Origin of the sequence: Streptomyces roseicoloratus (genome assembly GCF_004117935.1) — a bacterium.
Classification (GTDB): domain Bacteria; phylum Actinomycetota; class Actinomycetes; order Streptomycetales; family Streptomycetaceae; genus Streptomyces; species Streptomyces roseicoloratus.
Map to the genome: position 1 here is coordinate 1 of NZ_SDOY01000155.1, position 24473 is coordinate 24473.

At 71.5% G+C, this 24473-nt stretch carries 26 protein-coding genes; 15 read left to right on the plus strand and 11 right to left on the minus strand.

Features of this window, described 5'->3' with window-relative positions:
- Positions 1 to 5: 5 nt before the first annotated feature.
- Complete coding sequence (locus ESG85_RS27035) at positions 6 to 1139, plus strand: metallophosphoesterase (protein ID WP_128983727.1); 1134 nt, start codon at positions 6 to 8, stop codon at positions 1137 to 1139.
- A gap of 161 nt (positions 1140 to 1300) precedes the next feature.
- On the plus strand, positions 1301 to 2272 hold the full coding sequence (locus tag ESG85_RS27040; protein ID WP_128983688.1) for a hypothetical protein: 972 nt from the start codon (positions 1301 to 1303) through the stop codon (positions 2270 to 2272).
- 45 nt (positions 2273 to 2317) lie between these two features.
- Here ESG85_RS27040 and ESG85_RS27045 read toward each other — a convergent pair whose 3' ends face one another.
- The 4 genes from ESG85_RS27045 to thiC form a co-directional block, all read right to left on the minus strand.
- Entirely contained in the window at positions 2318 to 3886 is a 1569-nt protein-coding gene (locus ESG85_RS27045) for a VWA domain-containing protein (RefSeq protein WP_128983690.1), read from the minus strand.
- 124 nt (positions 3887 to 4010) lie between these two features.
- Complete coding sequence (locus ESG85_RS27050; RefSeq protein ID WP_128983692.1) at positions 4011 to 4907, minus strand: hypothetical protein; 897 nt, start codon at positions 4905 to 4907, stop codon at positions 4011 to 4013.
- Between the two features lie 39 nt (positions 4908 to 4946).
- On the minus strand, positions 4947 to 5777 hold the full coding sequence (locus ESG85_RS27055; RefSeq protein WP_128983694.1) for a hypothetical protein: 831 nt from the start codon (positions 5775 to 5777) through the stop codon (positions 4947 to 4949).
- Positions 5778 to 5935: 158 nt separating this feature from the next.
- Positions 5936 to 7726, minus strand: a complete 1791-nt coding sequence (gene thiC / locus ESG85_RS27060) for a phosphomethylpyrimidine synthase ThiC (protein ID WP_128983696.1) — start codon at positions 7724 to 7726, stop codon at positions 5936 to 5938.
- Between the two features lie 213 nt (positions 7727 to 7939).
- On the opposite strand from thiC, the gene ESG85_RS27065 reads away from it, so the two are divergent.
- Positions 7940 to 9388, plus strand: a complete 1449-nt coding sequence (locus ESG85_RS27065; protein ID WP_128983698.1) for a YibE/F family protein — start codon at positions 7940 to 7942, stop codon at positions 9386 to 9388.
- A 34-nt stretch (positions 9389 to 9422) separates the two neighbouring features.
- Here ESG85_RS27065 and ESG85_RS27070 read toward each other — a convergent pair whose 3' ends face one another.
- From ESG85_RS27070 to ESG85_RS27085, 4 genes are all read right to left on the minus strand, one after another.
- Positions 9423 to 9857 carry an SsgA family sporulation/cell division regulator gene (locus tag ESG85_RS27070; RefSeq protein WP_128983729.1) on the minus strand — a complete coding sequence of 145 codons (435 nt, stop codon included), beginning with the start codon at positions 9855 to 9857 and terminating at the stop codon, positions 9423 to 9425.
- A 137-nt stretch (positions 9858 to 9994) separates the two neighbouring features.
- Complete coding sequence (locus ESG85_RS27075) at positions 9995 to 10765, minus strand: IclR family transcriptional regulator (RefSeq protein WP_128983700.1); 771 nt, start codon at positions 10763 to 10765, stop codon at positions 9995 to 9997.
- A 279-nt stretch (positions 10766 to 11044) separates the two neighbouring features.
- Positions 11045 to 11266 (minus strand): DUF5326 family protein, encoded by a 222-nt coding sequence (locus ESG85_RS27080; protein ID WP_181019128.1) that lies wholly within the window; start codon positions 11264 to 11266, stop codon positions 11045 to 11047.
- A 394-nt stretch (positions 11267 to 11660) separates the two neighbouring features.
- Positions 11661 to 11978, minus strand: a complete 318-nt coding sequence (locus ESG85_RS27085) for a cupin domain-containing protein (RefSeq protein ID WP_128983702.1) — start codon at positions 11976 to 11978, stop codon at positions 11661 to 11663.
- Positions 11979 to 12027: 49 nt separating this feature from the next.
- Here ESG85_RS27085 and ESG85_RS27090 point away from each other — a divergent pair, with 49 nt between their 5' ends.
- From ESG85_RS27090 to ESG85_RS27110, 5 genes are all read left to right on the plus strand, one after another.
- Positions 12028 to 12405, plus strand: a complete 378-nt coding sequence (locus ESG85_RS27090; RefSeq protein ID WP_128983704.1) for a phage holin family protein — start codon at positions 12028 to 12030, stop codon at positions 12403 to 12405.
- Positions 12406 to 12414: 9 nt separating this feature from the next.
- The gene (locus tag ESG85_RS27095) at positions 12415 to 12996 is read left to right on the plus strand and encodes a low molecular weight protein-tyrosine-phosphatase (protein WP_128983706.1); all 582 of its coding nucleotides are present in this window, start codon (positions 12415 to 12417) and stop codon (positions 12994 to 12996) included.
- A complete protein-coding gene (locus ESG85_RS27100) occupies positions 12993 to 14264 on the plus strand; it encodes a cystathionine gamma-lyase (RefSeq protein ID WP_246095307.1) in 1272 nt (423 codons plus the stop codon). The genes ESG85_RS27095 and ESG85_RS27100 overlap by 4 nt, the downstream gene beginning before the upstream one ends.
- Positions 14265 to 14585: 321 nt before the next feature.
- Positions 14586 to 15473: a LysR family transcriptional regulator gene (locus ESG85_RS27105; RefSeq protein WP_128983708.1), complete on the plus strand. Its 888-nt coding sequence runs from the start codon at positions 14586 to 14588 to the stop codon at positions 15471 to 15473.
- Positions 15474 to 15542: 69 nt separating this feature from the next.
- On the plus strand, positions 15543 to 16022 hold the full coding sequence (locus ESG85_RS27110; protein WP_128983710.1) for an NUDIX domain-containing protein: 480 nt from the start codon (positions 15543 to 15545) through the stop codon (positions 16020 to 16022).
- A gap of 63 nt (positions 16023 to 16085) precedes the next feature.
- On the opposite strand, the gene ESG85_RS27115 is transcribed toward ESG85_RS27110, so the two are convergent.
- Positions 16086 to 17285 (minus strand): globin domain-containing protein, encoded by a 1200-nt coding sequence (locus ESG85_RS27115; protein ID WP_128983712.1) that lies wholly within the window; start codon positions 17283 to 17285, stop codon positions 16086 to 16088.
- 104 nt (positions 17286 to 17389) lie between these two features.
- A complete protein-coding gene (locus ESG85_RS27120) occupies positions 17390 to 18040 on the minus strand; it encodes an HAD family hydrolase (RefSeq protein WP_128983714.1) in 651 nt (216 codons plus the stop codon).
- A gap of 77 nt (positions 18041 to 18117) precedes the next feature.
- Between ESG85_RS27120 and ESG85_RS27125 the strand changes: the two genes are divergently transcribed.
- From ESG85_RS27125 to ESG85_RS27140, 4 genes are all read left to right on the plus strand, one after another.
- Entirely contained in the window at positions 18118 to 18687 is a 570-nt protein-coding gene (locus tag ESG85_RS27125; protein ID WP_128983716.1) for a DUF2269 domain-containing protein, read from the plus strand.
- 5 nt (positions 18688 to 18692) lie between these two features.
- Entirely contained in the window at positions 18693 to 19586 is an 894-nt protein-coding gene (locus ESG85_RS27130; protein WP_128983718.1) for a GNAT family N-acetyltransferase, read from the plus strand.
- 150 nt (positions 19587 to 19736) lie between these two features.
- Complete coding sequence (locus tag ESG85_RS27135) at positions 19737 to 20195, plus strand: MarR family winged helix-turn-helix transcriptional regulator (protein WP_128983720.1); 459 nt, start codon at positions 19737 to 19739, stop codon at positions 20193 to 20195.
- Between the two features lie 29 nt (positions 20196 to 20224).
- Entirely contained in the window at positions 20225 to 20677 is a 453-nt protein-coding gene (locus ESG85_RS27140; RefSeq protein WP_128983722.1) for a GNAT family N-acetyltransferase, read from the plus strand.
- 51 nt (positions 20678 to 20728) lie between these two features.
- On the opposite strand, the gene ESG85_RS27145 is transcribed toward ESG85_RS27140, so the two are convergent.
- Entirely contained in the window at positions 20729 to 22114 is a 1386-nt protein-coding gene (locus ESG85_RS27145) for a serine hydrolase domain-containing protein (RefSeq protein ID WP_128983723.1), read from the minus strand.
- A 164-nt stretch (positions 22115 to 22278) separates the two neighbouring features.
- On the opposite strand from ESG85_RS27145, the gene ESG85_RS27150 reads away from it, so the two are divergent.
- From ESG85_RS27150 to ESG85_RS27160, 3 genes are all read left to right on the plus strand, one after another.
- Positions 22279 to 22848 (plus strand): dihydrofolate reductase family protein, encoded by a 570-nt coding sequence (locus tag ESG85_RS27150; protein ID WP_128983725.1) that lies wholly within the window; start codon positions 22279 to 22281, stop codon positions 22846 to 22848.
- 408 nt (positions 22849 to 23256) lie between these two features.
- Entirely contained in the window at positions 23257 to 23556 is a 300-nt protein-coding gene (locus tag ESG85_RS27155; RefSeq protein WP_128977975.1) for a transposase, read from the plus strand.
- Positions 23557 to 23558: 2 nt separating this feature from the next.
- Positions 23559 to 24440: an IS3 family transposase gene (locus ESG85_RS27160; RefSeq protein ID WP_246094928.1), complete on the plus strand. Its 882-nt coding sequence runs from the start codon at positions 23559 to 23561 to the stop codon at positions 24438 to 24440.
- The last annotated feature ends 33 nt before the right edge of the window (positions 24441 to 24473 follow it).

Sequence of the window (24473 nt, forward strand, 5' to 3'; positions counted from 1 at the left end):
CCGCCATGGCGGCACCGGCGCCCCAGCCCGCCGCCGCCCCGGTGGTTCCGCCGGCCGCAGCTCCCGTGGCCCAGCCCGCCGCCGCACCGGCCGCCGCCCCGCTCTCCGCCCCGGCAGCGCCAGCCCCCGCCGACGCGACCCTGCACCTGGGCTCGATCCCCTCGGGCCACCCCGGGAACGCGTACCCCGACAGCGAGCCGCCCGAGGGCTACACGCCCACCGAGCGCGACCTGCCGATCATCAACCGGGGCGACACCGTCCAGGTCCACGTCACGGCCGTGCCCCAGCCGGGCCCGGCCCCCGCGCCGGGCGACGGCCCCGGCCCGCTGTACGTCGTCGGCGACGTCCACGGCTACCTCGACGAGCTCCTGGAGGCGCTGCGCGCCCAGGGCCTCATCGACGAGAACGGCGGCTGGGCCGCCGGCAACGCCCGCCTGTGGTTCCTCGGCGACTTCACCGACCGCGGCCCCGACGGCATCGGCGTGATCGACCTCGTGATGCGCCTGTCCGCCGAGGCCGCCGCCGCCGGCGGCTACTGCAAGGCCCTCATGGGCAACCACGAACTGCTCCTGATCGGCGCCAAGCGGTTCGGCGACACGCCGGTCAGCTCCGGCGCCGGCACCGCCACCTTCCAGGCCGCCTGGCTGCTCAACGGCGGCCAGAAGCACGACATGGACCGACTCCAGGACGTCCACCTGCAGTGGATGTCCCGGCTCGACGCCGTCGTGGAGCAGGACGGCCACCTGCTCCTGCACTCGGACACCACGGCGTACCTGGACTACGGCGGCACCATCGAGGACGTCAACGACAAGGTCCACGAAATCATCAACCGGAACGACGCGGACGAGGTCTGGGACCTCTTCCGGAAGTTCACCAAGCGCTTCGCGTTCCGTGACGAGGCCGCCGGCCCGCAGGCGGTGCGAGAGCTGCTCGCCACCTACGGCGGCAGCCGGATCGTGCACGGCCACAGCCCCATCCCGTACCTTCTCGGCCAGGTCGGCACGGAGGACGGCGAGGAGGGCGAGCGCCCGGTCGTCGACGGTCCGCACGTCTACGCGGACGGTCTCGCCATCGCGATGGACGGCGGCGTGACCATGGCCGGAAAGCTGCTGGTCGTCCAACTCCCGCTGCCCGCCTGACGCATAACCCTCCGCATCCGGGGAAGGCGATTTCCGGGAACACCCTGTCACCGCGTGCCGTAACCGCCCTACCATCGGCTCATCCGTAGCAGGCTCTCCTCCGTTTCCGCCTGATCCGCCGTCACGCACGGCCGGTTCCGGCCCCTACGGAGCATCGGGGGATGCACATGAACGTGGCTCCGCACCTGCTGACCGAGGACCGCGCCGAGTTCGAGCGGGTCGTCGACGACGCACTGCGCAACGCGCGCGACCATCCGGATCTCGCCGAGGCCGGGATCCGGCTCAGCACGTCCCAGCTGCGCGCGATGGCCCTGAACGCGACCGCGCTCATCACCACGGCCGCCGCGGCCGAGTACGACCACTTCGTGAAGGTCCGCGAACAGGTCCGCGCGGCGTCACGGGGCCCGTCCGGCACAAGCGGAAGCGCGACGGGAAGCGCCACGCGGGACGGCACCGGGACCGGAAGCACCACCGGCACAAACCAGAGCAGCGGTACGGACGAGCGCAGTGGCAGCGGCAGCGGCAGCGGTACGGGCACCAGCACCAGCAGCGGTACGGGTGAACGGCCGGCCGGCACGGGCGGCGAGACCGGCAGCGCCGAGGGCGCGGGTGTCGTCGCCGTCGTGACCGTCCTCGCACCGCTCCTGGCGGGCACCGCCGCGGTCGTCGTCCTCCTCGTCGGCGCGATCCTGAAGATGCTGGACCCGGCTCCGGCCTTCGCCGACACCCTGCTGACCGCGGGCCTGTTCTTCGGCGTCGTCGCCGCGGCGGGCCTGCTCTGGGCGGCGACCGGACTCCTCGTCACGGCCCGTCGCAACAGCGCCACCCAGGTCGCGGGCGACATCCCCGACGACGAACTGACCCGTGCCAGGGACACCTGGCGCCGGGCCCTCCTGGAACGCGGCGTGCTGCCCTTCCTCCGCGAGGCCCTGGCCGCGGCCTCGGCGGACCCGCCACCGCCCCCGCCGCTCCCCCGCCAGTCGCCCCCGCCGGCCGGCCGCATCCCCAAGATCGGCTACAGCGGCCCGGACTTCACCAGCCCCAGCAAGGGTGCCTCCGACGTCCGCCCCACGTACTCGAGCCCGGACTTCACGAGCCCGGACCGCGGATCGCCGGAGCCCCGGCCCGAGTAGCCGCCGCTGTCACCCGTGGACACGCCGAGGAGACCGCGGCGGCCGTCAGAGGATGCCGGCCCCGCGCGCCGCGGTGATCCAGCTCGGGAACTCGGACAGGAGCCGGTCGTAGAGCTCCGGGTCGGGCACCGTGCTGATGTCGTCGACGGCGAAGAACCCGACGTTGTCGACGCGGCGCCCGGGCAGGGTGTCGAAGCGCTCGAGCACCCCGTAGTTGCTCCGCCCGAGCCCGACGAACTGCCAGAAGACCGGCTCCTCCACCGCCGCGCGCAGCTCCTGCTCGATCTCGGCGTTGCGGTAGACGCCGCCGTCGGAGAAGAACAGCACCAGCGTGGGCACGGGCGCGGGGTTCCGGGCGACGTAGGAGCGCACCTCGGCGATGACGCGCTGCTCCTCGTTCTGGATGCCGACGGTCCGCATGTCGACCTGCCCGGGCTCCAGACCCTTCGGCCTCTTGTTGCGGCGGAACAGGCCGACCTGCCCGACGCGTACGTGCAGGCGCAGCCAGTCGGGGAGTTCACCGAGACGGAGGTCGGGCAGCCGGGCCGGCTGGGAGGCGAACGTCCAGGCCTGCATCTCGCCGTCGTCGTCGAGCTGCGCGGCGACCGCGGCCATCCGCTCCACCACGTCGGCGACGACGCCCCGCGAGTACAGGAAGCCCATGGACCCGGAGGCGTCCAGCACGAGCACGACCCGCGCGACGACCCCTTCGGCCCCGTGCTTGCGCAGGCTGACCGCGACCTGCTCCTTCCGCAAGGACAGCCGCTTGCGCATGTCCACCGGCAACCGCTCCTCACCCGCGGAGGCACGGGCCCCGGCGGCGGGAACGGCCGACACCGGCGCGGCGGGCACGCCGGGCGGGGCGGGCACGCCGGGCACGCCGGGCGAGGCAGGCACGCCGGGCGAGGCAGGCACGCCGGGCGGGGCGGGCACGCCGGGCGGGGCAGGCACGCCGGGCACGCCGGGCGAGGCAGGCACGCCGGGCGAGGCAGGCACGCCGGGCGGGGCGGGCACGCCGGGCGCCGTGGCAGCCGGCAGGGGAGCAGACGGAGCTGCAGAACCGGTGCCGGCGGGCGACGGCTCGTCGTCGACCGTGATGCCGAAGTCGGTCGCCAGACCGGCGAGCCCCGCCGCGTAACCCTGGCCCACCGCACGGAACTTCCACTGCCCCTGCCGCAGGTAGAGCTCGCCGCAGATGAAGGCGGTCTCGGTCCCGGCCGCCATGTCGAAGCGCACCAGCTCGTCCCCGGAGGCGGCGTCGCGCACTCTCAGCAGCAGCCCTGGCACCTGCCCGAACGTCCCGCCGTCGGCGGAAGCGCACAACAGAACACGCTCCACCTCGGGCCCCAGGGCACGGAAGTCCACCGATACGCCGTCCGCCACGACGCCGCCGCTGTCCTGCTTCCCCTCGTGCACCACGGCGCCGGAGGCGTGCCGCGGCTGGTTGTAGAACACGAAGTCGCCGTCGTCCCGGACCCGACCGGCCGAGGTCAGCAGCAACGCCGAGGCATCGACATCGGGCACGCCGGCCCCCGGCACCCACACGAGCTCGACGCGCACCGCCGAAGCATCCACGGCGACGTTGGCACCCTTACTGAGGGATCTCGCTGTCATGCCCCCAGTCTGCCGACTGCCGGCCCCGGATTTCCCCGCTCCGGCCGTTCTCCTGCCCGACGTCCCTGACCGGGCCGAGCCCGGAGCACCGCGGGCCGCCGGCCGCGCCGGTCACGCGCGCCGGTCACGCGCGCCGGGGAAGCGAGACCGGCCGGGGAAGCGAGATGATCGCGATCCCGTCCGGCTGAGCCACGGCCAGGCGACTCCCGTCCGGGTGAAGCGCGACCACCGCAGTCGGCACGTGCCTCACCCCGTAGCTGCCGACCCGCGGCGAGAGGCCGACTTCGGGCCACTCGGCGAGCACGGTTCCCGTGGCCGCCTCGATCAGCCGCGGGTGCGCATACAGCGCGACGACGTCGTCACCCCGCCCGATGAGGGTGCCCGCAGGTATCTCCAGCCGACTCCGGTGCAGCCATCTCCTCTCGGACGGCGACCACACGCCCAGCTGCCGGGGCCCCAGCGCCGCCGGCTCGTCCTCCCCGTCCTCCCCGTCTTCGTCCTCGTCCTCGCCCGCCGCCACCACGAGGCGATCGCCGTCCAGCCAACAGGCGGCGTCGATCTCGGCGTCCCGCCAGCTCGTCGACGGCAGCAGGCCCTCGTCGTCGAGCACGGCCGGCTCCGTCAGGGCCTGTTCGAGGTCGTACACCCGGGCGATCCCGAACGGACTCCACAGCCAGCCGGCCGAGAGGAGCCGTGTGCCGTCAGGGCTCACCGCAAGCCGGGAATGGAGGACGTCCATCGGCGTCCGCTCGCCGCGAGTGAGCCGCTCACCCGTGGCCACGTCCTCGACTTCGATGACCTCATGGGCGTCGGGACAGTGCGCCAGCACCTCCCGACCGTCGGCCAGCGAGCCCAGCGCCAGCGGGTAGTCGAAGTCCTTGGCGTGGTAGTGGCTCCGGTCGAGTTCACGGACGATCCGCTGACCGTCGAGGAGCAGCGCCTTCGTCCCCCGCTCGGTGTACACGACGGCGTACCGGCCGGACGGCGAAACGACGGCTCGGTCGAAGGGGTACGCGTACATGCGGGGCCCCCGGCCGCCGCCGCATCGATCCGGCCGAAACTACCGAGCCGCACGGTCCTGGCGAGGCCGGGCTCTCAGTCCGGGCAGCCCGTGGCAGGCATCGCGCCCGGCCAGGCTCTCGTCCAGCGCCAGCAGGGACAGCAGCCGCACCGGTCGCCCCACCGCCGCGGCCGCCTCCAGCTTGTGGTGGCCGTCGAGCAGGAAGTGCGTCAGCCCCCAGTGCCGGTACTCGTCGGCCGCCGGGAGAGCCACCGAGGGCGCGCACAGATCCAGCGTGGACACGGCCACCGCCGTCGGCATCGCCCCCTGCCGCAGCAGCTCGGCGTACTCGGCGACGCGCTCGCGGTCGTTCCAGAGCGGCGGCACCATCGGCACGACGAACTCGTAGAGGTGTGCGTCGTCGTCGACCACGGTTTCGAACGTCCGGTAGTACGGGACCCTCGGATGTTCGGGGAGGCCCCAGAACTGGTCGATCCCCCAGGTGGCCACCTGCTCGCCGCTGAAGTAGTCACCTTCGCGTCCCGGGGCGACGAGACGCGGCTCGACGGTGAGCAGCAGAGGAAGGTAGTCGCCGTCCGGCAGCAAGGAGCCGAAGGTGCCGAGGAGCTCGCCGTCCGGATCGGCCAGCGGCTCCGCGAGGCGTTCCCGCATGCTCTCGATCGACAGCGTCTGGTTGGCGCCGTCCAGCCGGCGGAACAGGAACGGACACGTCCCGCAGAAGAAGGAGAGCTCGAAAGCCGGATCCCCGTCGAGTGCGAGCAGCCTCCGCCGGGCGCCTCCGCCCGGCTCCTGGAACTCCGTCTCGAAGCGCAGTCTCGCCGCGGAGCCGGACACCCCGAGCCGTCGCGGCTCGCCCGCTCTCACCGTCATACGGACGACGATAGGCGCAGACCCCCGCACCGTGGTCGCGGGCTGTCGCCCGTCGTCCCTCGTCGGTGCCCGGGGGCGGGCCCCGTCCTGACGCCGCCGCGCCGGGCCCGCGACTCCCCCGTGGGTCGCGGGCCCGGCGCGTGGTTCCGGATGCCGGGTCAGTCAGCCAGCGGCAGGTAGACCCGGTTGCCGGAAGCCGCGAACTCCTTCGACTTCTCCTGCATCCCCGCCTCGATCTCGTCCGCCTTCAGGTCGCCGCCGTGTTCGCGGCGGATGTCCTGGGAGATCTTCATCGAGCAGAACTTCGGGCCGCACATCGAGCAGAAGTGCGCCGTCTTCGCCGGCTCCGCCGGGAGCGTCTCGTCGTGGAACTCGCGGGCCGTGTCCGGGTCCATCGCCAGGTTGAACTGGTCCTCCCAGCGGAACTCGAAGCGCGCGTCGGACAGCGCGTCGTCCCACTCCTGCGCACCCGGGTGGCCCTTGGCGAGGTCCGCCGCGTGGGCCGCGATCTTGTACGTGATGACGCCGGTCTTCACGTCGTCCTTGTTCGGCAGGCCCAGGTGCTCCTTGGGCGTGACGTAGCAGAGCATCGCGGTGCCCCACCAGGCGATCATCGCGGCGCCGATGCCCGAGGTGATGTGGTCGTACGCCGGGGCGACGTCCGTGGTCAGCGGGCCGAGCGTGTAGAACGGCGCCTCCTCGCAGATCTCCTGCTGGAGGTCGATGTTCTCCTTGATCTTGTGCATCGGGACGTGGCCCGGGCCCTCGATCATCGTCTGCACGTCGTGCCGCTTGGCGATGGTGTTGAGCTCGCCCAGCGTCTTCAGCTCCGCGAACTGCGCCGCGTCGTTGGCGTCCGCGATCGAGCCGGGCCGCAGGCCGTCGCCGAGCGAGTACGTGACGTCGTACGCCGCGAGGATCTCGCAGAGCTCCTCGAAGTTCGTGTAGAGGAAGTTCTCCTTGTGGTGCGCCAGGCACCACGCGGCCATGATCGAGCCGCCGCGCGAGACGATGCCGGTCTTGCGGCGGGCGGTCAGCGGCACGTACGGCAGCAGCACGCCGGCGTGCACCGTCATGTAGTCGACGCCCTGCTCGGCCTGCTCGATGACCGTGTCCTTGTAGATCTCCCAGGTCAGCTCCTCGGCCTTGCCGTCGACCTTCTCCAGGGCCTGGTAGAGCGGCACGGTGCCGATCGGCACGGGGGAGTTGCGCAGCACCCACTCGCGGGTGGTGTGGATGTTGCGGCCGGTGGACAGGTCCATGACCGTGTCGGCGCCCCACTTGGTCGCCCAGGTCATCTTCTCCACCTCCTCCTCGATGGAGGAGGTGACCGCGGAGTTGCCGATGTTGGCGTTGACCTTCACCAGGAACCGCTTGCCGATGATCATCGGCTCGATCTCCGGGTGGTTGACGTTCGCCGGCAGCACCGCGCGGCCCGCCGCGATCTCCTCCCGTACGACCTCGGGGGAGACGTTCTCGCGGATCGCGACGTACTCCATCTCCGGCGTGATCTCGCCCCGGCGAGCGTACGCGAGCTGCGTCACCGCCTGGCCGTCGCGGCCCCGGCGGGGCAGCCGCGGGCGGCCGGGGAAGACCGCGTCGAGGTTCTTCAGACCGCCGCCGCGCGGCGACGTGTGCTTGATGCCGTCGTCCTCGGGCCGGACCGGACGGCCCGGGTACTCCTCGGTGTCGCCGCGGCCGATGATCCAGTTCTCCCGCAGCGGCGGCAGGCCGCGCCGCACGTCGGTGTCGATGGTCGGGTCGGTGTACGGACCGGACGTGTCGTACAGCGTCACGTCCTTGCCGTTGGTGAGGTGCACCTGGCGGACCGGCACCCGGATGTCGGGGCGGGAACCCTCGACGTAGCCCTTGTGCCAGCCCGGCGTCCGCTGCTGCGGGCCGCTCTGGTCCTGGTCGGAGGCAGGCGTGCGTGCATCCTGAATGGTCATGAGACCGAATCTCCCTACGCCGGCATTACCCGGTAACAGGTTCGGCGGTCGGCGCAGCCTCCTCCCGTACGTACGTCAGTACGCGCGTACGGTGATCAGCGCCCTCTCAGCCCGGTGCTCCGAGCTCCCGCGTGTGCAAAGGTGTCACCACGCTAGCGTCATCCCTGGCGTGCTGAACAGTGGGGGTCTCGACGTTGTTGCGATGATCGGTCGGTGACGTCAACGCAGCAGCCCCACGAACCCCATGGCGACGGGCGTGCCCACGCGCACGATCAGGCGCACGGCCACGCGCACGCTCACGGCCCCGCCGCTCCCGTCTCCCGGCACCTGCGGAAGGTCATCGCCGCGGTGCTCATCCCCTTCGCCACCGCCGTCGCCGTCGGCCTCCTCGTGCTGTGGCCCGGCGGCACGCCCGCGCACGAGCGCACGGGCGTCGGCTTCGACCGGCAGACCGAGCAGGGCCGGGTGGTCTCCGTCGAGCGGGTCGACTGCAGGGACGTGAACGCCGGCCAGGTCCCGCCGACCGGCGACACCTCCACCCCGCAGGGGCGCGAGGCGGTCAACGCCCGGCAAGGGCAGTGCGCGAAGGCGACCGTCGAGGTCACCACCGGTCAGGACAAGGGCCGCAGGTTCACCGAGATCGTGCAGCCCGACGCGCCGCGGCAACTCCACGAGGACCAGGGCGTGGTGGTCGCGTACGCCCCCGACGCCCCGCGCGACCTGCAGTACTCGGTCACCGACGTCAACCGGAAGCTCCCGATCACCGTGCTCGCCGGCATCTTCGCGCTCGCCGTCGTGGTCGTCGGCCGGATGCGTGGCGTCATGGCGCTGATCGCGCTCGCGGCGAGCTTCCTGGTGCTGACGCTGTTCATCCTGCCGGCGATCATCCAGGGGTCGAACCCGCTGCTGGTCGCCGTCGTCGGATCGAGCGCGATCATGCTCATCGCGCTCTATCTGTGCCACGGCCTGTCCGCCCGCACCTCGGTCGCCGTGCTCGGCACGCTGGTCTCGCTGCTGCTGATCGGTCTGCTCGGCTCGTTCTTCATCGGCTGGGCCTCGCTCAGCGGCAACACGGACGACAACACGGGGCTCATCCACGGCCTGTACCCGCAGATCGACATGTCGGGCCTGCTGCTGGCCGGAATCATCATCGGCTCGCTGGGCGTGCTCGACGACGTGACGGTGACCCAGACCTCGGCGGTCTGGGAGCTCCACCAGGCCGACCCGACGATGGGTCCGCGGCGGCTCTACCGGTCCGCGATCCGGATCGGCCGCGACCACATCGCCTCGGTGGTGAACACCCTGGTCCTGGCGTACGCGGGTGCGGCGCTGCCGCTGTTGCTGCTGTTCTCGATCGCGCAGAGCAGCGTGGGAACGGTGGCCAACAGCGAGTTGGTGGCCGAGGAGATCGTCCGGACGCTCGTCGGCTCGATCGGTCTGGTGGCCTCGGTCCCGATCACCACCGGCCTCGCGGCGCTGGTGGTGTCGGCCGACCGGCCGGGCCCGGGAGCCGGCGAGGACCCGTCAGGTGCCGGCGGGAGGCCTCCGGCGCGGGCCGAGGGGAAGCGCCCGGCACGGTCCGGCCTGATGCGGCCGACGGGTGCGGGCGAGAAGCGCCCGGTGCGCTACGGCGGGGGCGGGCGACGGCGCCGGGCCAAGTAGGCCCGGCGGGCGGTCCGTTGTCAGCCGGTGGCGGTCAACCCGCGTTCTCCTCGGCCAGGATGCGCCCGAGCGCCGCTTCCAGGCTGTCCTCGAAGTCGCCCAGGGTCTCTTCCTGACCGAGCGGGACGAGCTTGTCCGTCCGGTCGAGGAAGGCGACGAGCGGTGGCGCGCTCGCGCGGAACAGGGCCCGGTCACCGCCGACCTGAAGACGGATCATCACGTCGGAGAGGCCCTCGGGGTCGGTCGGCGCGATGTGCACATCGCCGTCTCCGCTCGGGCGGTTGATCCCGTCGAGCAGCAACTCGCGGCCGAAGGCCCAGGTCACGGGTGCGTCCCCGGGAAGGTGGAACGTCATCCGCACCGCGTAGGGGTCGCGGGTCTCGTATCGCAGTTCCACCGGAATCCGGAAGGAGAGCTCCTCGGAGACGAGGAAGCTCATCAGGACCTCGGCCTGAACCGTCTCTCGCATCATGTACCCCGCAGTAGATGGAGCAGTTGTGTGGACACCCTGCTGAAAACTGTGGTCGAAACGGCCGGGAATGATCCCTCACGGCCCTCTTGACGCAATCGTGCTGTACGCGCTAGCAGATCACAAGGAGTGATTTTTCAGATACTGATAGAGAAAGCGAGTGAGCTGAAGAGCTTTCCGATCTCATTCTGTAGTCGACCGATAGCAGGGAGCAACCGTTCTTCCTGATGTAGCGGGAGTGAAATCGCCATCGCGGCCGCTGTTGACCCCGCGGTGATAGGAATAGCTGCACAGACTGTGCCAAGTGCATATTCCTGACGCTCCACCAGGGGCTCCATTCGCCCCATACCGCCCAAACGCTCCAAAAGGGACTGTCGATTACGCAGCGTATACGGCGTGATCGCTTCCACCGGGTGACGGTCGAGGTGGTCTTGACGAGCTTTCAGATCCAGTTGACTCAGCAGGCACTGCCCGATGGCGTGCGCGTGGCCGGTCTCCCGGAAGTCGGCCCACTCCTCGACGGCGGGTGCCGCAGGGGTGTCGGCAACGGCGACGAGCTCGATCTCGCCCTCGCGGTACATGGCGAAGTAGACGGGCACCCCGATGGAGTCCCGCCAGCGGGCGAGAGAGTCCTCGACCCTGGTGCGACGATTCTGCAGGACTCCGCCGCCGACGAGCCTGCCGGCGGCGTCGCCGAAGACGAACACACCCTTCTCGCGGCGCAGATAGCCCTCGTGCGTCAGGGTGCGGAGCAGGTGGTACGCGGTGGGAAGCGGAAGTCCCGCCTCGCGCGCGAGCTGTTTGGCGGGGGCCCCGTCCTGGTGGGTGCCCACGGCCTCCAGGAGTCTCAGCGCCCGCTGCACCGAACCGATGAGAGTAGGAGCAGCGGGCTGCGAAGCAGTGGCCAAAGGTCACCCCCAGGCGTGTCGACGGGTGCGTCGCACCCGCCCGCGGGGGCCGCCCCCGCGCGCCCGCCGCGGCCTGGGACCGGCGGGGTCTGTGGCGGACCCGTCCGGAGGCAGACACGATCACGCGAGTCGTTGCGGAGGTCTACGCCTGTGGTTCCCTGGGCGGCAGAGGATTTCCACTCTAATGGCAGGTTCCGGGGCCCTACCCGGGTTTCACCTGCGCGTTCCCTCGGCCGGGCTAATCGGCGGAGGGCTCTTCATACCGGCCGGACGGGCGTGCTACCAGTCCTCGCGCCGGGAGGTCGACGAGGACGTGAACTTCCTGACGACGTAGATCAGACCGGCCACCAGTGCCACGAACACCAGCAGCTTGAACAGCAGGCCGACCACGAAGGTCAGCAGGCTGGTGATCAGACCGCCGAAGACGACCAGAGCGATGACCGGTATGGCGATCCACTTCACCCACCACGGCATCCCCGCGAGAATCTCCTTCACCGCCATTGCGCTTACCTCATCTCCGAACGGTTCGCCGTCGCACTCTGCGCCGGACACCTTCGATGCTAGGTGCGCGCACCACGCCCATGGAGCCCTCCCGGCCCCCGCTCTTCCCTGATCCGACCCCTAGGGGGTCGCGACCGGTGGCGCCGCCAGGCCTCGGGGTCCGTCAGGTGCCGGGGAGCCGTCAGTTCTCGGGAGCCGTCAGTCTCGGGGTCCGTCAGGTGCCAAGAAGCCGTCAGGTGCCGGGGAGCCGTCAGCTCTCGGGAGCCCTCAGTCTCGGGGGCCGTCAGGTGCCAAGAAGCCGTCAGGTGTCGGGGGCCCTCAGTCTCGGGGGCCGTCAGTCTCGGGTCTCGGGGAGCCGCCGGGCCTCCGGGAGGCGCCAGGCCTCGGAGGCCCGTCAGCCCTCCGGCGGCGAGAAGACCACCATGACCCGCAGGTCCTCGGTGATGTGGTGGAACTTGTGCGGGACGCCCGCGGGCACGTACACCACACTGCCCCGCGCCACCGTGGTCGTCTCCGTCCCGACCGTGATGGCGCCCCGGCCGCTCACCACGAAGTACACCTCGTCCTGCCCGTGCGGCTGCTGCGGGTCGATCGCTCCCGCGTCGAGTGCGTACAGACCCACCGACATGTTGCGCTCGCGCAGGAACTGGAGGTAGGCGCCGTCGTTCGCGGCGCGCTCCGCCTCCAGCTCGTCCAGTCGGAATGCCTTCATCGTCGTACGCCCCTGCCTTGGCCGGATCATGTCTGCCACGATCAGACACATGATGAATTTCGTCGTCAAGACGCTCGCGAACGCCGGCGCCCTCGCCGTGGCCATCTGGCTGCTGCAGGACATCACGCTGACCGGTGACAGCACCGCGAAGAAGGCCTGGACCCTCATCCTGGTCGCCCTGGTCTTCGGCCTGGTGAACTGGCTCGTGAAGCCGGTCGTCAAGCTCCTCACGTTCCCGCTCTTCATCCTGACGCTCGGTCTGATCACCCTCGTCGTCAACGCGCTCATGCTGCTCCTGACGTCCTGGCTGGCCGGGGAACTCGACCTCAGCTTCCACGTCGAGGGCTTCTGGACCGCCGTGCTCGGCGGCCTGATCATCTCCGTCGTCTCCTGGGCGCTGAACGTCGTCCTGCCCGACAACGACTGAGGGCCGACCATGACCTACCGCGTCTGCTTCGTCTGTACGGGCAACATCTGCCGCTCCCCGATGGCCGAGCACGTCTTCCGCGCCCGCGTGGCGGAGGCCGGTCTGGCGGGTGCGGTGGAGGTGGACAGCGCCGGTACCGGAGGCTGGCACGAGGGCGACGGCGCCGACCCGCGCACGGTCGCCGTCCTGGACGACAACGGCTACGGGTCGGAGCACACCGCCCGGCAGTTCCGCGCCTCCTGGTTCCCCGCGCTCGACCTGGTGATCGCCCTCGACCAGGGGCACGCGCGGGACCTGCGCCGGCTCGCGCCCACGCCCGGGGACGCCGCCAAGGTCCGGCTGCTGCGCTCGTACGATCCCGGAGCGGGCCCCGACCTCGACGTGCCGGACCCCTATTACGGCGGCCTGGACCTGTTCGAGGAATGCCTGGAAATGGTGGAGGCGGCGAGCGGGGGCCTGCTCGCGGCGGTGCGCGGAACGCTGGCGGTCACGGACCAGGAGCGGGAACAGGAACCTCCACAGGCACCGGCACCGGCACCGGCGTCGGCGCCGGCGCCGGCGCCCACGCCGGTGGAGGAGCGGACGACATGAGCGGAACGGACGGCATGAGCGCGACGAACGATACGAGCGGTACCCGCGGTGTGAGCGGTACCCACGAGGGCCACCAGGTCGGCGGCGCAACCGGCGGAACCGGCGGGGCAGGAACGCTCGGCGAGGGCACGCGAGCGGTGCGGGCCGGGCTGCCCGAGCCCGTGAAGTACGAGCCGACCCTGCCCGGTCCGGTCTTCGCGGCCCACTTCCACCTGCCCGGCGAGCCGACCGGCCCGTACACCTACGGCCGCGACGAGAACCCGACCTGGACCCATCTGGAACGCGCCATCGGCGCGCTGGAGGCACCGGGGGAGAGCGGGGCGGGAAGCGGCGCGGACAGCGGGGTCGAGACGCTGGTCTTCGCCTCCGGCATGGCCGCCATCTCCGCCGTCCTCTTCTCACAGCTCAGGTCCGGCGACGCCGTCGTCCTGCCCTCCGACGGCTACCAGGCCCTGCCCCTGCTGCACGAGCAGCTGCGCGCGTACGGGATCGAGGTCCGCACCGCGCCGACCGGCGACGACGCCCAGCTGTCCGTCCTCGCCGGGGCGAAGCTGCTGTGGCTGGAGACGCCGTCCAATCCCGGGCTCGACGTGTGCGACGTGCGCCGTATGGTGGCCGCCGCCCACGCGGCCGGGGCGCTGGTCGCCGTCGACAACACCCTGGCCACGCCGCTCGGCCAGCGGCCCCTGGGGCTGGGCGCCGATTTCTCCGTGGCGAGCGACACCAAGGGCATGACCGGGCACGGTGACGTCCTGCTCGGACACGTCAGCTGCCGCGATCCCGAACGGGCCGCCGAGGTGCGGCGCTGGCGCAAGATCGTCGGCGCCATCCCCGGCCCCATGGAGGCCTGGCTCGCCCACCGCTCCCTGGCCACTCTCCCGTTGCGGCTCGACCGTCAGTGCGCCACCGCGCTCGCGCTCGCCGAGGCGCTCTCCGCCCGCGAGGACGTGACCGGGCTGCGCTACCCGGGCCTGCCCGGCGACCCGTCGCACGAGGTGGCGGCGCGGCAGATGCGGCGCTTCGGCTCCGTCGTCTCCTTCGTGCTGCCGGACCGGGAGCGGGCCGACCGGTTCCTGGAGGCGCTGCGGCTGGTCGACGACGCGACCAGTTTCGGCGGCGTGCGCTCCACGGCCGAGCGGCGCGGACGCTGGGGCGGTGACGCGGTGCCCGAGGGCTTCGTCCGCTTCTCGGTGGGCGCGGAGGACCCGGAGGACCTGATCGCGGACGTGCTGCGGGCCCTGGACACGGCGGCCGAGGACGCCGGCTGACCGCGGTGCTGCGGGCCGTCCGGCGGGCGGGCGGGGCATGTCGGCGAGCCACGTCGGGCGGTGGCGGACGGCCCGTCCGATGGGCGCGGCGGGCGTGGCCGGGGCGTTCCGAACCTCCCCCCTCGTGGCTCGGAACGCCCCCGTCCCCCTGCGGTTTCCTCGGCGGACGACCGCCCGTACAAGGCTAGTTGACTCTGCGTCAGTGTCCAATCACGGTAGCGACAGCGACCTATCGACTTATTTATAGTTGGACGGTCCTGAGGCGCCGTCCGCGGACCGCCTGAGTCGAACGGCACGCACGACGGGCCGGGAGGGGCGGGCATGGATCTGACGCTGCTGCGCACGTTCGTCACGGTGCACCGGGCCGGCTCCTTCACCCGCGCCGCCGCACTCCTCGGACTCTCCCAGCCGGCGGTCACCAGCCAGATCCGCACCCTGGAACGGCAGCTCGGGCGCCCGCTCTTCCTCAGACAGGCCCGTGGGGTCACCCCCACCACCGTCGGCGACGAGCTCGCCCACCGCGCCGCCCCGCATCTGGACGCCCTCGTCGAGATCGCCGGGACCGCTCAGGACGAGCGGGACGGCCTGCGCACCCTGCACGTCGCCGGACCGCCCGAGTTCACCTCGGCCCGGCTGCTGCCCGCCCTGGCTCCGCTGATCGTCCAGGGCCTCTCCGTCCGCGCCTCCCTCCTGAGCAGCGCGGAGGAGACCCTGGACGGGCTCGCCGCCGGCCGTCACGACCTGGCCGTCGCCACCGCCCGGCCGCGGGGCGGCCTCTTCACCGCCACCCCGCTGTGCGACGAGGAACACGTCCTGGTCGCTGCGCCGCGCTGGGCCGCCCGCCTCCCCCCGAGCGGGCTGCGCGAGGGCGCCGTCGTCCTGGAGCAGCTGCCCGTGGTCGAGGTGCACGAGTCGCTGCCGTTCGTCGCCCGCTACTGGGCGGCCGTCTTCGAGTCCAAGCCGGCCGCGACCGTGATCGCCCCCGACCTGCGCGCGGTGCAGGCGTCCGCCGCCTCCGGCGCGGGCCTCGCCGTGCTCCCGCGCTACCTGTGCGAGGACGACCTGGCGCGCGGACGGCTCGTGGCCCTGCTCGATCCTCCGGTGCCGCCGCTGCGCACCTACTTCCTCGTCGTCCGCACCGGCACGCTCGCCCTGCCGCACATCGCGCGCGCCCACGAGTGGCTGCTGCGGGCCGCGGGGGACTGGTGAGTGGCGGGACTCCGCATGGGGAAGGGCTGCGCGTGTTTCAGGACAGCGGGGGCGGGCCATTTTCTTCCCATGACCGAACGACCAGTGGTCAAGCGCACCGCACGCGCCATCCTGCTCGACGGGGACGATCTGATCCTCATCAAGCGCACCAAGCCGGGCATGGATCCCTACTGGGTGACTCCCGGCGGAGGTGTCGAGCCCTCCGACTCGACCGTGGTCGAGGCCCTGCACCGCGAGGTCGACGAGGAGCTCGGCGCCAAGATCACCGACGTGGTCCCCTGCTTCGTCGACACCGTCGAGCACATCGTGGACGGCGGCGTCTCCGGGGTGAAGGTCCAGCACTTCTTCGTCTGCCGTCTGGAGTCCATGGACCCGTCACGGCGGCACGGCCCGGAGATCGACGAGCCGCAGGGCGAGTACGAGATCGTCCGGGTGCCGTTCAACCGGATCGGGATCGCCGCCGTCCATCTCGTCCCCCTCTCGCTGCGCCACTACCTGGACGGCAACATCGAGGGCGTCCGCGCCATGCACGCGCCCGACCTGGGTTAGGGCTGGGTCAGGGCGTGTCCCTCGGATCGGAGGTTCGCGCCAGGGGCGCTCCCGGGCACGGCGTCAGGAGGCCGGCAGGACCAGTTCGCCCAGGTAGTCGTGGCGGATCCGGTCGGTCGGGATGCCGGCGCCCTTCAGGGCGTCGACCCCGCTCCGGATCATGCCGAGCGGCCCCGACAGATAGGCGTCGTACTCGGCCCAGGGCCCGTAGTGCCGCACGGCGTCCGGGAGCCGTCCCTCCTCCTCGGTGACCGGGCGGACGGCCAGCCACGGAAAGGTCTGCTGGAGCCGCATCATCGTGTCGATGTCGTAGAGGTCGTGGCCGTTGCGGGCGCCGTAGAAGACCTCGACGCGGCGCCGGTCCCCGTGCTCGGCGACGTCCTCGACCAGGGCCTTGATCGGCGCGATGCCGGTTCCGCCGCCCAGACAGAGCAGACCGTTGTCGGTGGAGTGGTCGACGGTCATCGATCCGGCGGGCGGGCCGAGCCGCAGGACGTCGCCCGGGCGGGCCCGGTGCACCAGCGCGTTGGACACCCAGCCGGCGGGCACCGCCTTGATGTGCAGGGAGAGCAGTCCGTCGGGGCGGGGCGCCGAGGCGAAGGAGTAGTGCCGCCATATCCGCGGCCACCACGGCGTCTCGAGCGTCGTGTACTGCCCGGCGAGGAACGGGTACGGCTGATCGGGCCGGAGCGTGATCACGGCGACGTCGGGCGTCCGCAGATCGTGGCTGACCACCTCGGCCTGCCACCAGGCGGGCGCGAGCTGCTCGTCCTCGGCCGCGGCGTCGATCATCATCTGCGAGACCTTCGTGTACGTCCGGACCCAGGCCGCCTCCGTCTCCGCGTCCCAGGCACTGCCCGCGTACCGCTCCAGGGCCCCGATCAGGGCCTCGCCGACGGCCGGGTAGTGCTCGGCCCGGGTGCCGTACTTGCGGTGCCCGCGGCCCAGGCCGCGGAGGTACTCGGTGAGGACGGGCGTGTTGTCCAGGTGCTCCGCCGCCGTGAGCAGCGCCTTGAGGAGCCGGTCCCGCTGGGTGTCCATGGCGGCGGGGAACAAGGCGCGCAGATCGGGATGGCGCGTGAAGAGCAGCGCGTAGAAGTACGAGGTCAGCCGGTCGGCGACGGAGGCCGTCTCCACCAGGGTGCGGCGGATCAGGACCGCGTCGTGCGAGGGCGCGCCCGTCATGGCCGCCGGCTCGGGAGCGGGTTCGTCCATCGGTATTCGGGGCGGCGCGTCCGTGGCCGCAGCCGGAGCGTCTTTCATGTCCTTGCCTCCCCGCAGTCGGCCTCCGTGTTCGCAGGATGACACTCCGTGGGGGGGTCCTGGGCAGAAAGTGGGATTCCCGGTGATTCTCCCCGCCCGGAGGACTAGGCTGCGCTCTTTCGGACCAAGGCGTACGCCTCGCGCAGATCACCGCCCGTGTAGCGGTGTCGGGCCAGGTCGGCCAGGTGATGGTCCGCGTTCACCGCCACGGTCTCGGGCACGATCGCGAAGAGTTCCGCGTCGGACATCGAGTCGCCGTACGCCACGCAGTCGGCCGCGTCGACGCCGAAGCGGGCGCAGAGGTCGGCCGCGATCCGCACCTTCGCCGAGGCGTCGAGGATGCCGGGCCGGTGGATCGGCTCGATGAAGGGAACGGCGGGCCAGCGCGATCCGTGGGCGGCGTCGAGCCCCCAGTCCAGGAGCCGTTCGACGAAGAAGTCCGGTGACAAGGAGATCACCGCGCAGTGGCTGCCCTCGGCGCGGATCTCTGCCCAGACCTCTCGAATGCCGGCCAGCCAGGGCGCTCCCTCGAAGGCCGCGGTCACATGCTGCGGTGTGAGGTCCGCCCAGAGTGCGTGGGCCCGCACGGCGAACTCGTCCGGCGCGAGTTCCCGCAGCAGGAAGTCCTGCTCCAGCTGCTGGATCTCCTCGCTCAGCCCGAGCTGGCGCGAGATCTCCACCGCTGCCGCCGAGCCGCGGATCAGAGTGCCGTCGAGATCGAAGAGATGCAGCCGCCGGCCGCGCAGGGTCGTCATGTACGCCGAGGCTAGTACGACCGGATACTCCCCCAGTCAGACGCGGCGGACGGCCGTCGTTCGGCACGGTGTTTCACGTGAAACATCTCCCGCGGCCCGCACGGCGGGCACTCCTCGTCGTCCATGTGGCGGTCTCCGTGGCCTGGCTCGGCCTCAGCGTGGGGCTGCTGGCCCTGGGCCTCGCCGCGTACACGACCCGGGACCTCTCCCTGACGCATGCGGCCTACCGGGCCATGAAGGTGTTCGCCGACTGGCTGCTGGCCCCCGTCGCGCTGGTGACCCTGGGCAGCGGCCTCGTGCTGTCCCTGGGGACTCCCTGGGGACTCGCCCGGCACCACTGGGTCTGGATCAAGTTCTGGATCACCGTGGCCACCGCCACCGCGACGATCTTCGCGCTCCGCCCGGAGATCTCCCACGCGGCGGCCGCAGGGGTGCCGGACAGCAGTCTGGTCGCGGCCCGCGCGGTCTCGACATCGGCGTACCTGTTCATGACCGCCATCTCCGTGCTGAAGCCCTGGGGGCTGACGGCCCGCGGTCGCCGCCTGCGGAAATCCGCTTCTCGCCCTGCCCCGCGGGGCTCCGGGGCGACCGTCGGGGCCAGTTCCGGTAAACCGGTGGACGCACCCTCGGGGCGTCGGCCAGCCTGATCGTCATGCCGCTCTCGCAATCCCCGCTCGACCAGCTCCCGCTCGACCAGATCTCCCTCGACCGGCTCCCCATCCGGCGCCTCACCCTCGACGACCTGACGGCGTGCGCCGACCTCTCCGAGGACCGGGGGTGGCTGCGCGAGGAGCACAAGTGGGGACTGCTCCTCGCGGCAGGTGCCGGATACGGCATCGACGACCCGGCCGGCAAGGGTCTCGTGACGGCGTGCGTGGTGACCCCGTACGGCCCCGGTCTCGCCGCGATCGGCATGGTCCTGGTCGCCGAGCGCTACTCCCGCAGGGGCGTCGGACGCCGGCTGATGCGCCATGTCCTCGCCGAGGCCGGCGAGACCCCGCTCAGCCTGTACGCCACCCCGAACGGACAGCCGCTCTACGAGGAGCTGGGCTTCGCCGAGGTCGGCCGCGCGGAGATGCTGAAGGGGCGCTTCACCGCGGCCGAGCCCGCGCCCGCACGGGCGGTACGGCCCGCCACCGCCGAGGACCTCCAGCACGTCCTGCGGCTCGACCGCGCGATCTTCGGGGCCGACCGCACCCACATGATCACCCGGCTGCCCGCCTTCGCCGACCATCTGCGGGTCGCGGAGCAGGACGGCGAGGTCACCGGCTTCGGCGCCCTCTGGCCCAACATGGACACCCACGTCATCGGCCCGCTCATCGCCCACGACCTGGGCACGGCCCAGGCACTGGTCGCCTCCCTGGCAGCCGCCACGGACCGTCCGCTGCGCACCGATGTCGACGTCGACCACGGTGGCCTGGTCACCTGGCTGAAGGCCAACGGCCTGGAGCTGATCGCCACCAACGCGGTCATGATCCGCTCGCTGCCCGGCCTGCCGGGCGACGGGAGCCGCCGCTTCGCCCCGCTGACGGTCGCCGCGGGGTGAAGCCCTGACGGCAAGGGCGTCGGACGTCCGGGGCGCCGGGGCAGCGGCGCAGCGGGGCCGATACTTGCACGCGCGGAATTTTGCGCGGCATCCTCTACGCTGGTAAGGAGCAACACCGGACATGCCGGACCCTGGAAGCGAGGAGAGATCATGACCGCGACGGATCCCGCCCTGACGGCCCTCTCCCAGGGCTGGTGCGCCCTCTCCCTGCTGCACGGCAGGATCGAGTCGCACATCGAGCGGGCCCTGGAGTCCCGGCACGGTCTGAGCGTGCGCGAGTACTCGCTCCTCGACGTCCTCAGCCGGCAGCACGACGGTCCCGGCGGCCATCTGCAGATGAAGCAGGTCGCCGATGCCGTCGTGCTCAGCCAGAGCGCGACCACCCGGCTCGTCACCCGCCTCGAGGACCGCGGGCTGCTCACGCGCTATCTCTGCGCGACCGACCGGCGCGGCATCTACACCGATGTCACCGACGCCGGCCAGAAGCTCCTCGACGAGGCCCGCCCCACCAACGACGCCGCGCTGCGCGAGGCCCTGGACGAGGCGGCCAAGAACCCGGAGCTGGCCCCCTTCGTGCACGTCCTGGAAGGGCTCGGCGTTCCGGCCTGAGCGGGAAGGGGCGGGCGTAGCCTGGCCCCATGAACGATCTTGAGATCCGGCCTGCCCGGCGGGAGGACCTGTCGGCGATCGTCGCGATGCTCGCCGACGACCCCCTGGGCGCCCAGCGGGAGTCCCCCGACGACCTCGGCCCGTACACCACCGCCTTCGACCGGCTCGACGGTGATCCCCACCAGCACGTGGTCGTCGCCGTGCGCGCGGACAAGGTCGTCGGAACGCTCCAGCTGACCGTCATCCCCGGCCTCTCCCGGCGGGCGACCATTCGCTCGATCATCGAAGGCGTCCGCATCCACGCCGACGAGCGCGGCAGCGGCCTCGGCAGCCGGCTCATCGAGTGGGCGGTCGAGAAGTCCCGCGAGGAGGGCTGCCGACTGGTGCAGCTGACCTCGGACGTCACCCGCACCGACGCGCACCGGTTCTACGAGCGGCTGGGCTTCCAGGCCTCACACGTGGGATTCAAGCTGAGCCTGTGATCGGGTGCGCTGTTTCACGTGAAACAGCGCACCCGGCACGCACACGTCCGGTCAGAGGCCGCGCCAACCCGCCTCGTCCACACCACCGGGGACGGCGGCGTTCCCCTGCTCGTACGGCTCGCGGGTGAAGACGAAGGAACCCAGGTCCAGATGGCTCACGGAGCCGTCCGGGCGCCGCACCACCCGCAAGGTCTCGCCCTGGTAGTAACCGTCGAGGCCGATCCAGCCGCCGTCCGGCAGCGACCGGAAGGAGGCCCCTCGCCCGACTCCCTTCAGTGGCTCCAGGGTCACCGAACGCCCGGCACCGACCCTCAGCCCGAAGGCGTAGGTGCCCCAGTACCACGGGCCGGTGAGGGCGAGCAGCTCCTCGTCCACCTCGGCGACGGGAAGGGGCCGCCAGGGCTCCGGGATGCGCGGCTCGGCCTCCGCCGCGATCCGCACGAGATCGGCCGCCACGGCGGGCGCGAGGGGGCCGGAGGTGGCGTTCGCGAGCGCCACCGCGGCCAGGTCCTCCTCGACGCACACCCACAGGCCGGCGACGAACCCCGGCAGCGAGCCGGTGTGACCGACGAACGTCCGGTCGCCGCTGCGCATCAACTGGACTCCGAGGCCGTACCCCCACACCCCGTCACCGGCCGCCGGCGGCACCGCCGGCACCCGCATCTCGGCCACGGACGCCGGGGAGAGCACCCGGTCGTCGCCATCGGCCAGGAACGCGGCGAAGCGGCAGAGGTCGTCGACCGTCGACCAGAGCACCCCGGCCGGCGCCATGATGCCGAGGTCCTCCAGCGGTTCCGGAAGCATCACGTCGGCCCACGGATGCACCGCCCACCCGCCGGCGTGCGGGGCGACCGGCCGGACCGTCGTACGGCCGAGTCCCAGCGGCTCCAGGATCTCGGTGCGCAGCGCCTCCTCCCAGGACACTCCGCGGAGCGCCTCGACGAGCGAACCGAGCAGCGTGTAGCCGGGGTTGGAGTAGTGGAACAGCCTCCCCGCCGGGTGCAGAGCGGGCTGCTCCCCCAGCACGTCGGCCAGCTCCGGCCGCGTCGATCCGGGCGACCGCTCCCACCACGGAGACGGCGTCTCGGCGGCCAGACCGGCGCTGTGCGACAGGAGTTGAGCGATCGTCGCCTCGCCCACCCCGGTCCCCGGCAGGTACTTCTCCAGCGGATCGTCGAGCCCGACGAGCCCCTCGTCCCGCAGTCGCATCACGAGGACCGCGGTGAAGACCTTGGTGATCGAGCCGATCCGGTACTGGGTGTCGGAGTCCGGGGCGTGCCCGTCCACGCAACTGCGCGCACCGGACCAGACCGTCCGCCCTCCTCGCATCACGCCGGCGACGAACGAGGGCGCACGCCCCTCGGTCTGCGCGACGGCGATCCGGTGCAGCAGGGCGCGCTGGGTGGTGGGCAGGAGTTCTTCGGAGGAGGAGGTCATGCGGCCCATCCTCGCCGCCCGTTGTGCCAGGCGGCCGCTCATTTCCCGCAGGGCGTAGGGTCGCACCGCTTCTCGCACCTCCCGGCGCGCCGGAACCCGCCCCATTGGGGTCCCCGCGCCACGCTGGTCCGTACGCCTGACACCCACGGACGGAAGGCCGGGCCATGCGGAAACTGATCTACGGCATGAACACCACCCTGGACGGCTACATCGCCGCGCCGGGCGACGACATCGGCTGGAGCGGACCGCCGAGCGAGGAGCTGTTCCGGTTCTGGCTCGCCCACGAGCAGGCGAGCGGCCTGTCCCTGTACGGGCGCAAGCTCTGGGAGACGATGAGCCCCTACTGGCAGACCCGCGACGGGCAACCGGACGCCACCCCGGACGAGATCGCGTTCGCGCGGGCCTGGCGGGACACGCCGAAGGTGGTCTTCTCCTCGACGCTGGACACGGTCGAGGGCAACGCCCGTCTGGTCACCGGCGACGCGGTCGCGGAGATCGCCCGGCTCAAGGCCGAGGACGGCGCCCCGCTGAGCATCGGCGGTGCCACCCTCGCCGCGACGGCCCTGCGCGCCGGACTGATCGACGAGTACGTGATCGCCACCCACCCGGTCCTGGTGGGCGCCGGAACGCCGTTCTTCACCGCACTCGACACCTGGGTGAACCTGAACCTGCTCGAGACCCGGACGTATCCCGGCGGCGTGGTCCTGACCACGTACGAGACCCGTCGAAGCTGAGCTCCGGCACGGGCCTGTGGGTTCTCGATTGCGGTGTCCTATCGCGACGCTGTGACCTGCGGGTCTTGGCGGTGTCTCACGCGGGTTGGCAGGGGTCCTGTCTCACGACCATGTCATTTCCTCGAAGCCGTCCCTGCTCTCCGGCTGGTGCCGGGTTCTTCTCACGGTCAGCCGAAGAGCCAAGGAGGGGCTCGAGCGTCGATGAGATTTCGCTCCATTGCCGGTTCCCACCGAAGCCCCACATGTCCGGCAACGTGAACCCCTCAGCCCGCGCCAAGCGCCGACGGGAGACATGGAAACCCGAGTAGGACCAGCGACGTCCGGGCGGGTGAGGTCACCATTGAAGCTTCCCCTTGATCGTGGACACCTGGAGACTGGGATCTGAGGTTCCAGAGGAAGTAGCACCAGGTGGGAAGCAAGTACACGAAGCGGTACACCGAGGAGTTCAAGCGGGACGCGATCGCGCTCGTCGACTCCTCGGGCAAGACGGTCACCGCCGTCGCCCGGGAACTCGGCATCAGCTCCGAGTCCCTGCGCGGCTGGTACCGCCGGGCCAAGGCCGACCAGGGCGAGGGCGTCCCGGGCGAGCTGACCAGCGCGGAGCGTGAGGAACTCAAGCGGCTGCGGCGGGAGAACCGCGAACAGCAGCAGACGATCGAGATCCTGAAAAAAGCGACGGCCTTCTTCGTGAAGGAGAGCGACCGGTGACCATGTTGTACCGGTTGATCCATGCGGAGAAGGCGAACTACCCGATCGTGCTGTTGTGCCGGGTGCTGCACGTGACCCGCTCCTCCTACTACGCCTGGCGCGAGGGCGAGGCCGCCCGCCGAGAGCGCCAGGCCACCGACGACGCGCTCGCCCACGAGATCACCGTGCTCCACATCGCCTCCCGTCGCACCTACGGCGTCCCGCGCATCCACGCCGAGCTGCGGCGTCTGGGGCGGCGGGTGAACCGCAAGCGCATCGCCCGCGTCATGCGCGAGCGCGACATCCGCGGCGTCACCCGCCGCAAGCACCGCTCACTGACCCGGCCGGACAAGAAGGCGAAGCCGGCCCCGGACCTGATCGGCCGCGACTTCCACGCCGCGCGTCCCGGGATCAAGCTGGTCGGCGACATCACCTACCTGCCGACGGCCGAGGGCTGGCTCTACCTCGCCTGCTGGCTGGACCTGGCCACCCGCGAGGTCGTCGGCTACGCCATGGCCGACCACCACCGCGCCGAGCTCGTCGTCGACGCCCTCGACATGGCCTACGGCCGAGGCGGCCTGGAGCCGGGATGCGTGATCCACAGCGATCGCGGCAGCGAGTACACATCGACGCAATTCAGAGATCGAATACGGGAGTTGGGGCTGCGACAGAGCTGCGGACGCACCGGATCATGTTTCGACAACGCCGCGGCGGAGAGTTTCTGGGCCCTGCTCAAGGAAGAGATCGGAACCCGGACCTGGCCCGACCGGGCCACCGCCCGCGCCGAGGTCTTCACCTTCATCGAGACCTTCTACAACCGCCGCCGCCTACGCAAGCACAAGATCTTCGGCTACCTCACCCCGGCCGAGACCAGACAGCGGCACCAACACGCCCTCGCGGCATAACGAACGAGTGTCCGAGATCACGGGGAAACTTCA

Bases quoted from the DNA above. Each gene is read 5' to 3' on its own strand.
- ESG85_RS27100 (WP_246095307.1), top strand. From the start codon at position 12,993: ATGAGCGGAACGGACGGCATGAGCGCGACGAACGATACGAGCGGTACC.
- ESG85_RS27095 (WP_128983706.1), top strand. From the start codon at position 12,415: ATGACCTACCGCGTCTGCTTCGTCTGTACGGGCAACATCTGCCGCTCC.
- ESG85_RS27145 (WP_128983723.1), bottom strand. From the start codon at position 22,114: ATGACCTCCTCCTCCGAAGAACTCCTGCCCACCACCCAGCGCGCCCTG.
- ESG85_RS27140 (WP_128983722.1), top strand. From the start codon at position 20,225: ATGAACGATCTTGAGATCCGGCCTGCCCGGCGGGAGGACCTGTCGGCG.
- ESG85_RS27110 (WP_128983710.1), top strand. From the start codon at position 15,543: ATGACCGAACGACCAGTGGTCAAGCGCACCGCACGCGCCATCCTGCTC.
- ESG85_RS27115 (WP_128983712.1), bottom strand. From the start codon at position 17,285: ATGAAAGACGCTCCGGCTGCGGCCACGGACGCGCCGCCCCGAATACCG.
- ESG85_RS27050 (WP_128983692.1), bottom strand. From the start codon at position 4,907: ATGTACGCGTACCCCTTCGACCGAGCCGTCGTTTCGCCGTCCGGCCGG.
- ESG85_RS27090 (WP_128983704.1), top strand. From the start codon at position 12,028: ATGATGAATTTCGTCGTCAAGACGCTCGCGAACGCCGGCGCCCTCGCC.
- ESG85_RS27160 (WP_246094928.1), top strand. From the start codon at position 23,559: ATGTTGTACCGGTTGATCCATGCGGAGAAGGCGAACTACCCGATCGTG.
- ESG85_RS27045 (WP_128983690.1), bottom strand. From the start codon at position 3,886: ATGACAGCGAGATCCCTCAGTAAGGGTGCCAACGTCGCCGTGGATGCT.
- ESG85_RS27055 (WP_128983694.1), bottom strand. From the start codon at position 5,777: ATGACGGTGAGAGCGGGCGAGCCGCGACGGCTCGGGGTGTCCGGCTCC.
- ESG85_RS27080 (WP_181019128.1), bottom strand. From the start codon at position 11,266: ATGGCGGTGAAGGAGATTCTCGCGGGGATGCCGTGGTGGGTGAAGTGG.
- ESG85_RS27040 (WP_128983688.1), top strand. From the start codon at position 1,301: ATGCACATGAACGTGGCTCCGCACCTGCTGACCGAGGACCGCGCCGAG.
- thiC (WP_128983696.1), bottom strand. From the start codon at position 7,726: ATGACCATTCAGGATGCACGCACGCCTGCCTCCGACCAGGACCAGAGC.
- ESG85_RS27105 (WP_128983708.1), top strand. From the start codon at position 14,586: ATGGATCTGACGCTGCTGCGCACGTTCGTCACGGTGCACCGGGCCGGC.
- ESG85_RS27070 (WP_128983729.1), bottom strand. From the start codon at position 9,857: ATGCGAGAGACGGTTCAGGCCGAGGTCCTGATGAGCTTCCTCGTCTCC.
- ESG85_RS27035 (WP_128983727.1), top strand. From the start codon at position 6: ATGGCGGCACCGGCGCCCCAGCCCGCCGCCGCCCCGGTGGTTCCGCCG.
- ESG85_RS27135 (WP_128983720.1), top strand. From the start codon at position 19,737: ATGACCGCGACGGATCCCGCCCTGACGGCCCTCTCCCAGGGCTGGTGC.
- ESG85_RS27150 (WP_128983725.1), top strand. From the start codon at position 22,279: ATGCGGAAACTGATCTACGGCATGAACACCACCCTGGACGGCTACATC.
- ESG85_RS27130 (WP_128983718.1), top strand. From the start codon at position 18,693: ATGCCGCTCTCGCAATCCCCGCTCGACCAGCTCCCGCTCGACCAGATC.
- ESG85_RS27085 (WP_128983702.1), bottom strand. From the start codon at position 11,978: ATGAAGGCATTCCGACTGGACGAGCTGGAGGCGGAGCGCGCCGCGAAC.
- ESG85_RS27120 (WP_128983714.1), bottom strand. From the start codon at position 18,040: ATGACGACCCTGCGCGGCCGGCGGCTGCATCTCTTCGATCTCGACGGC.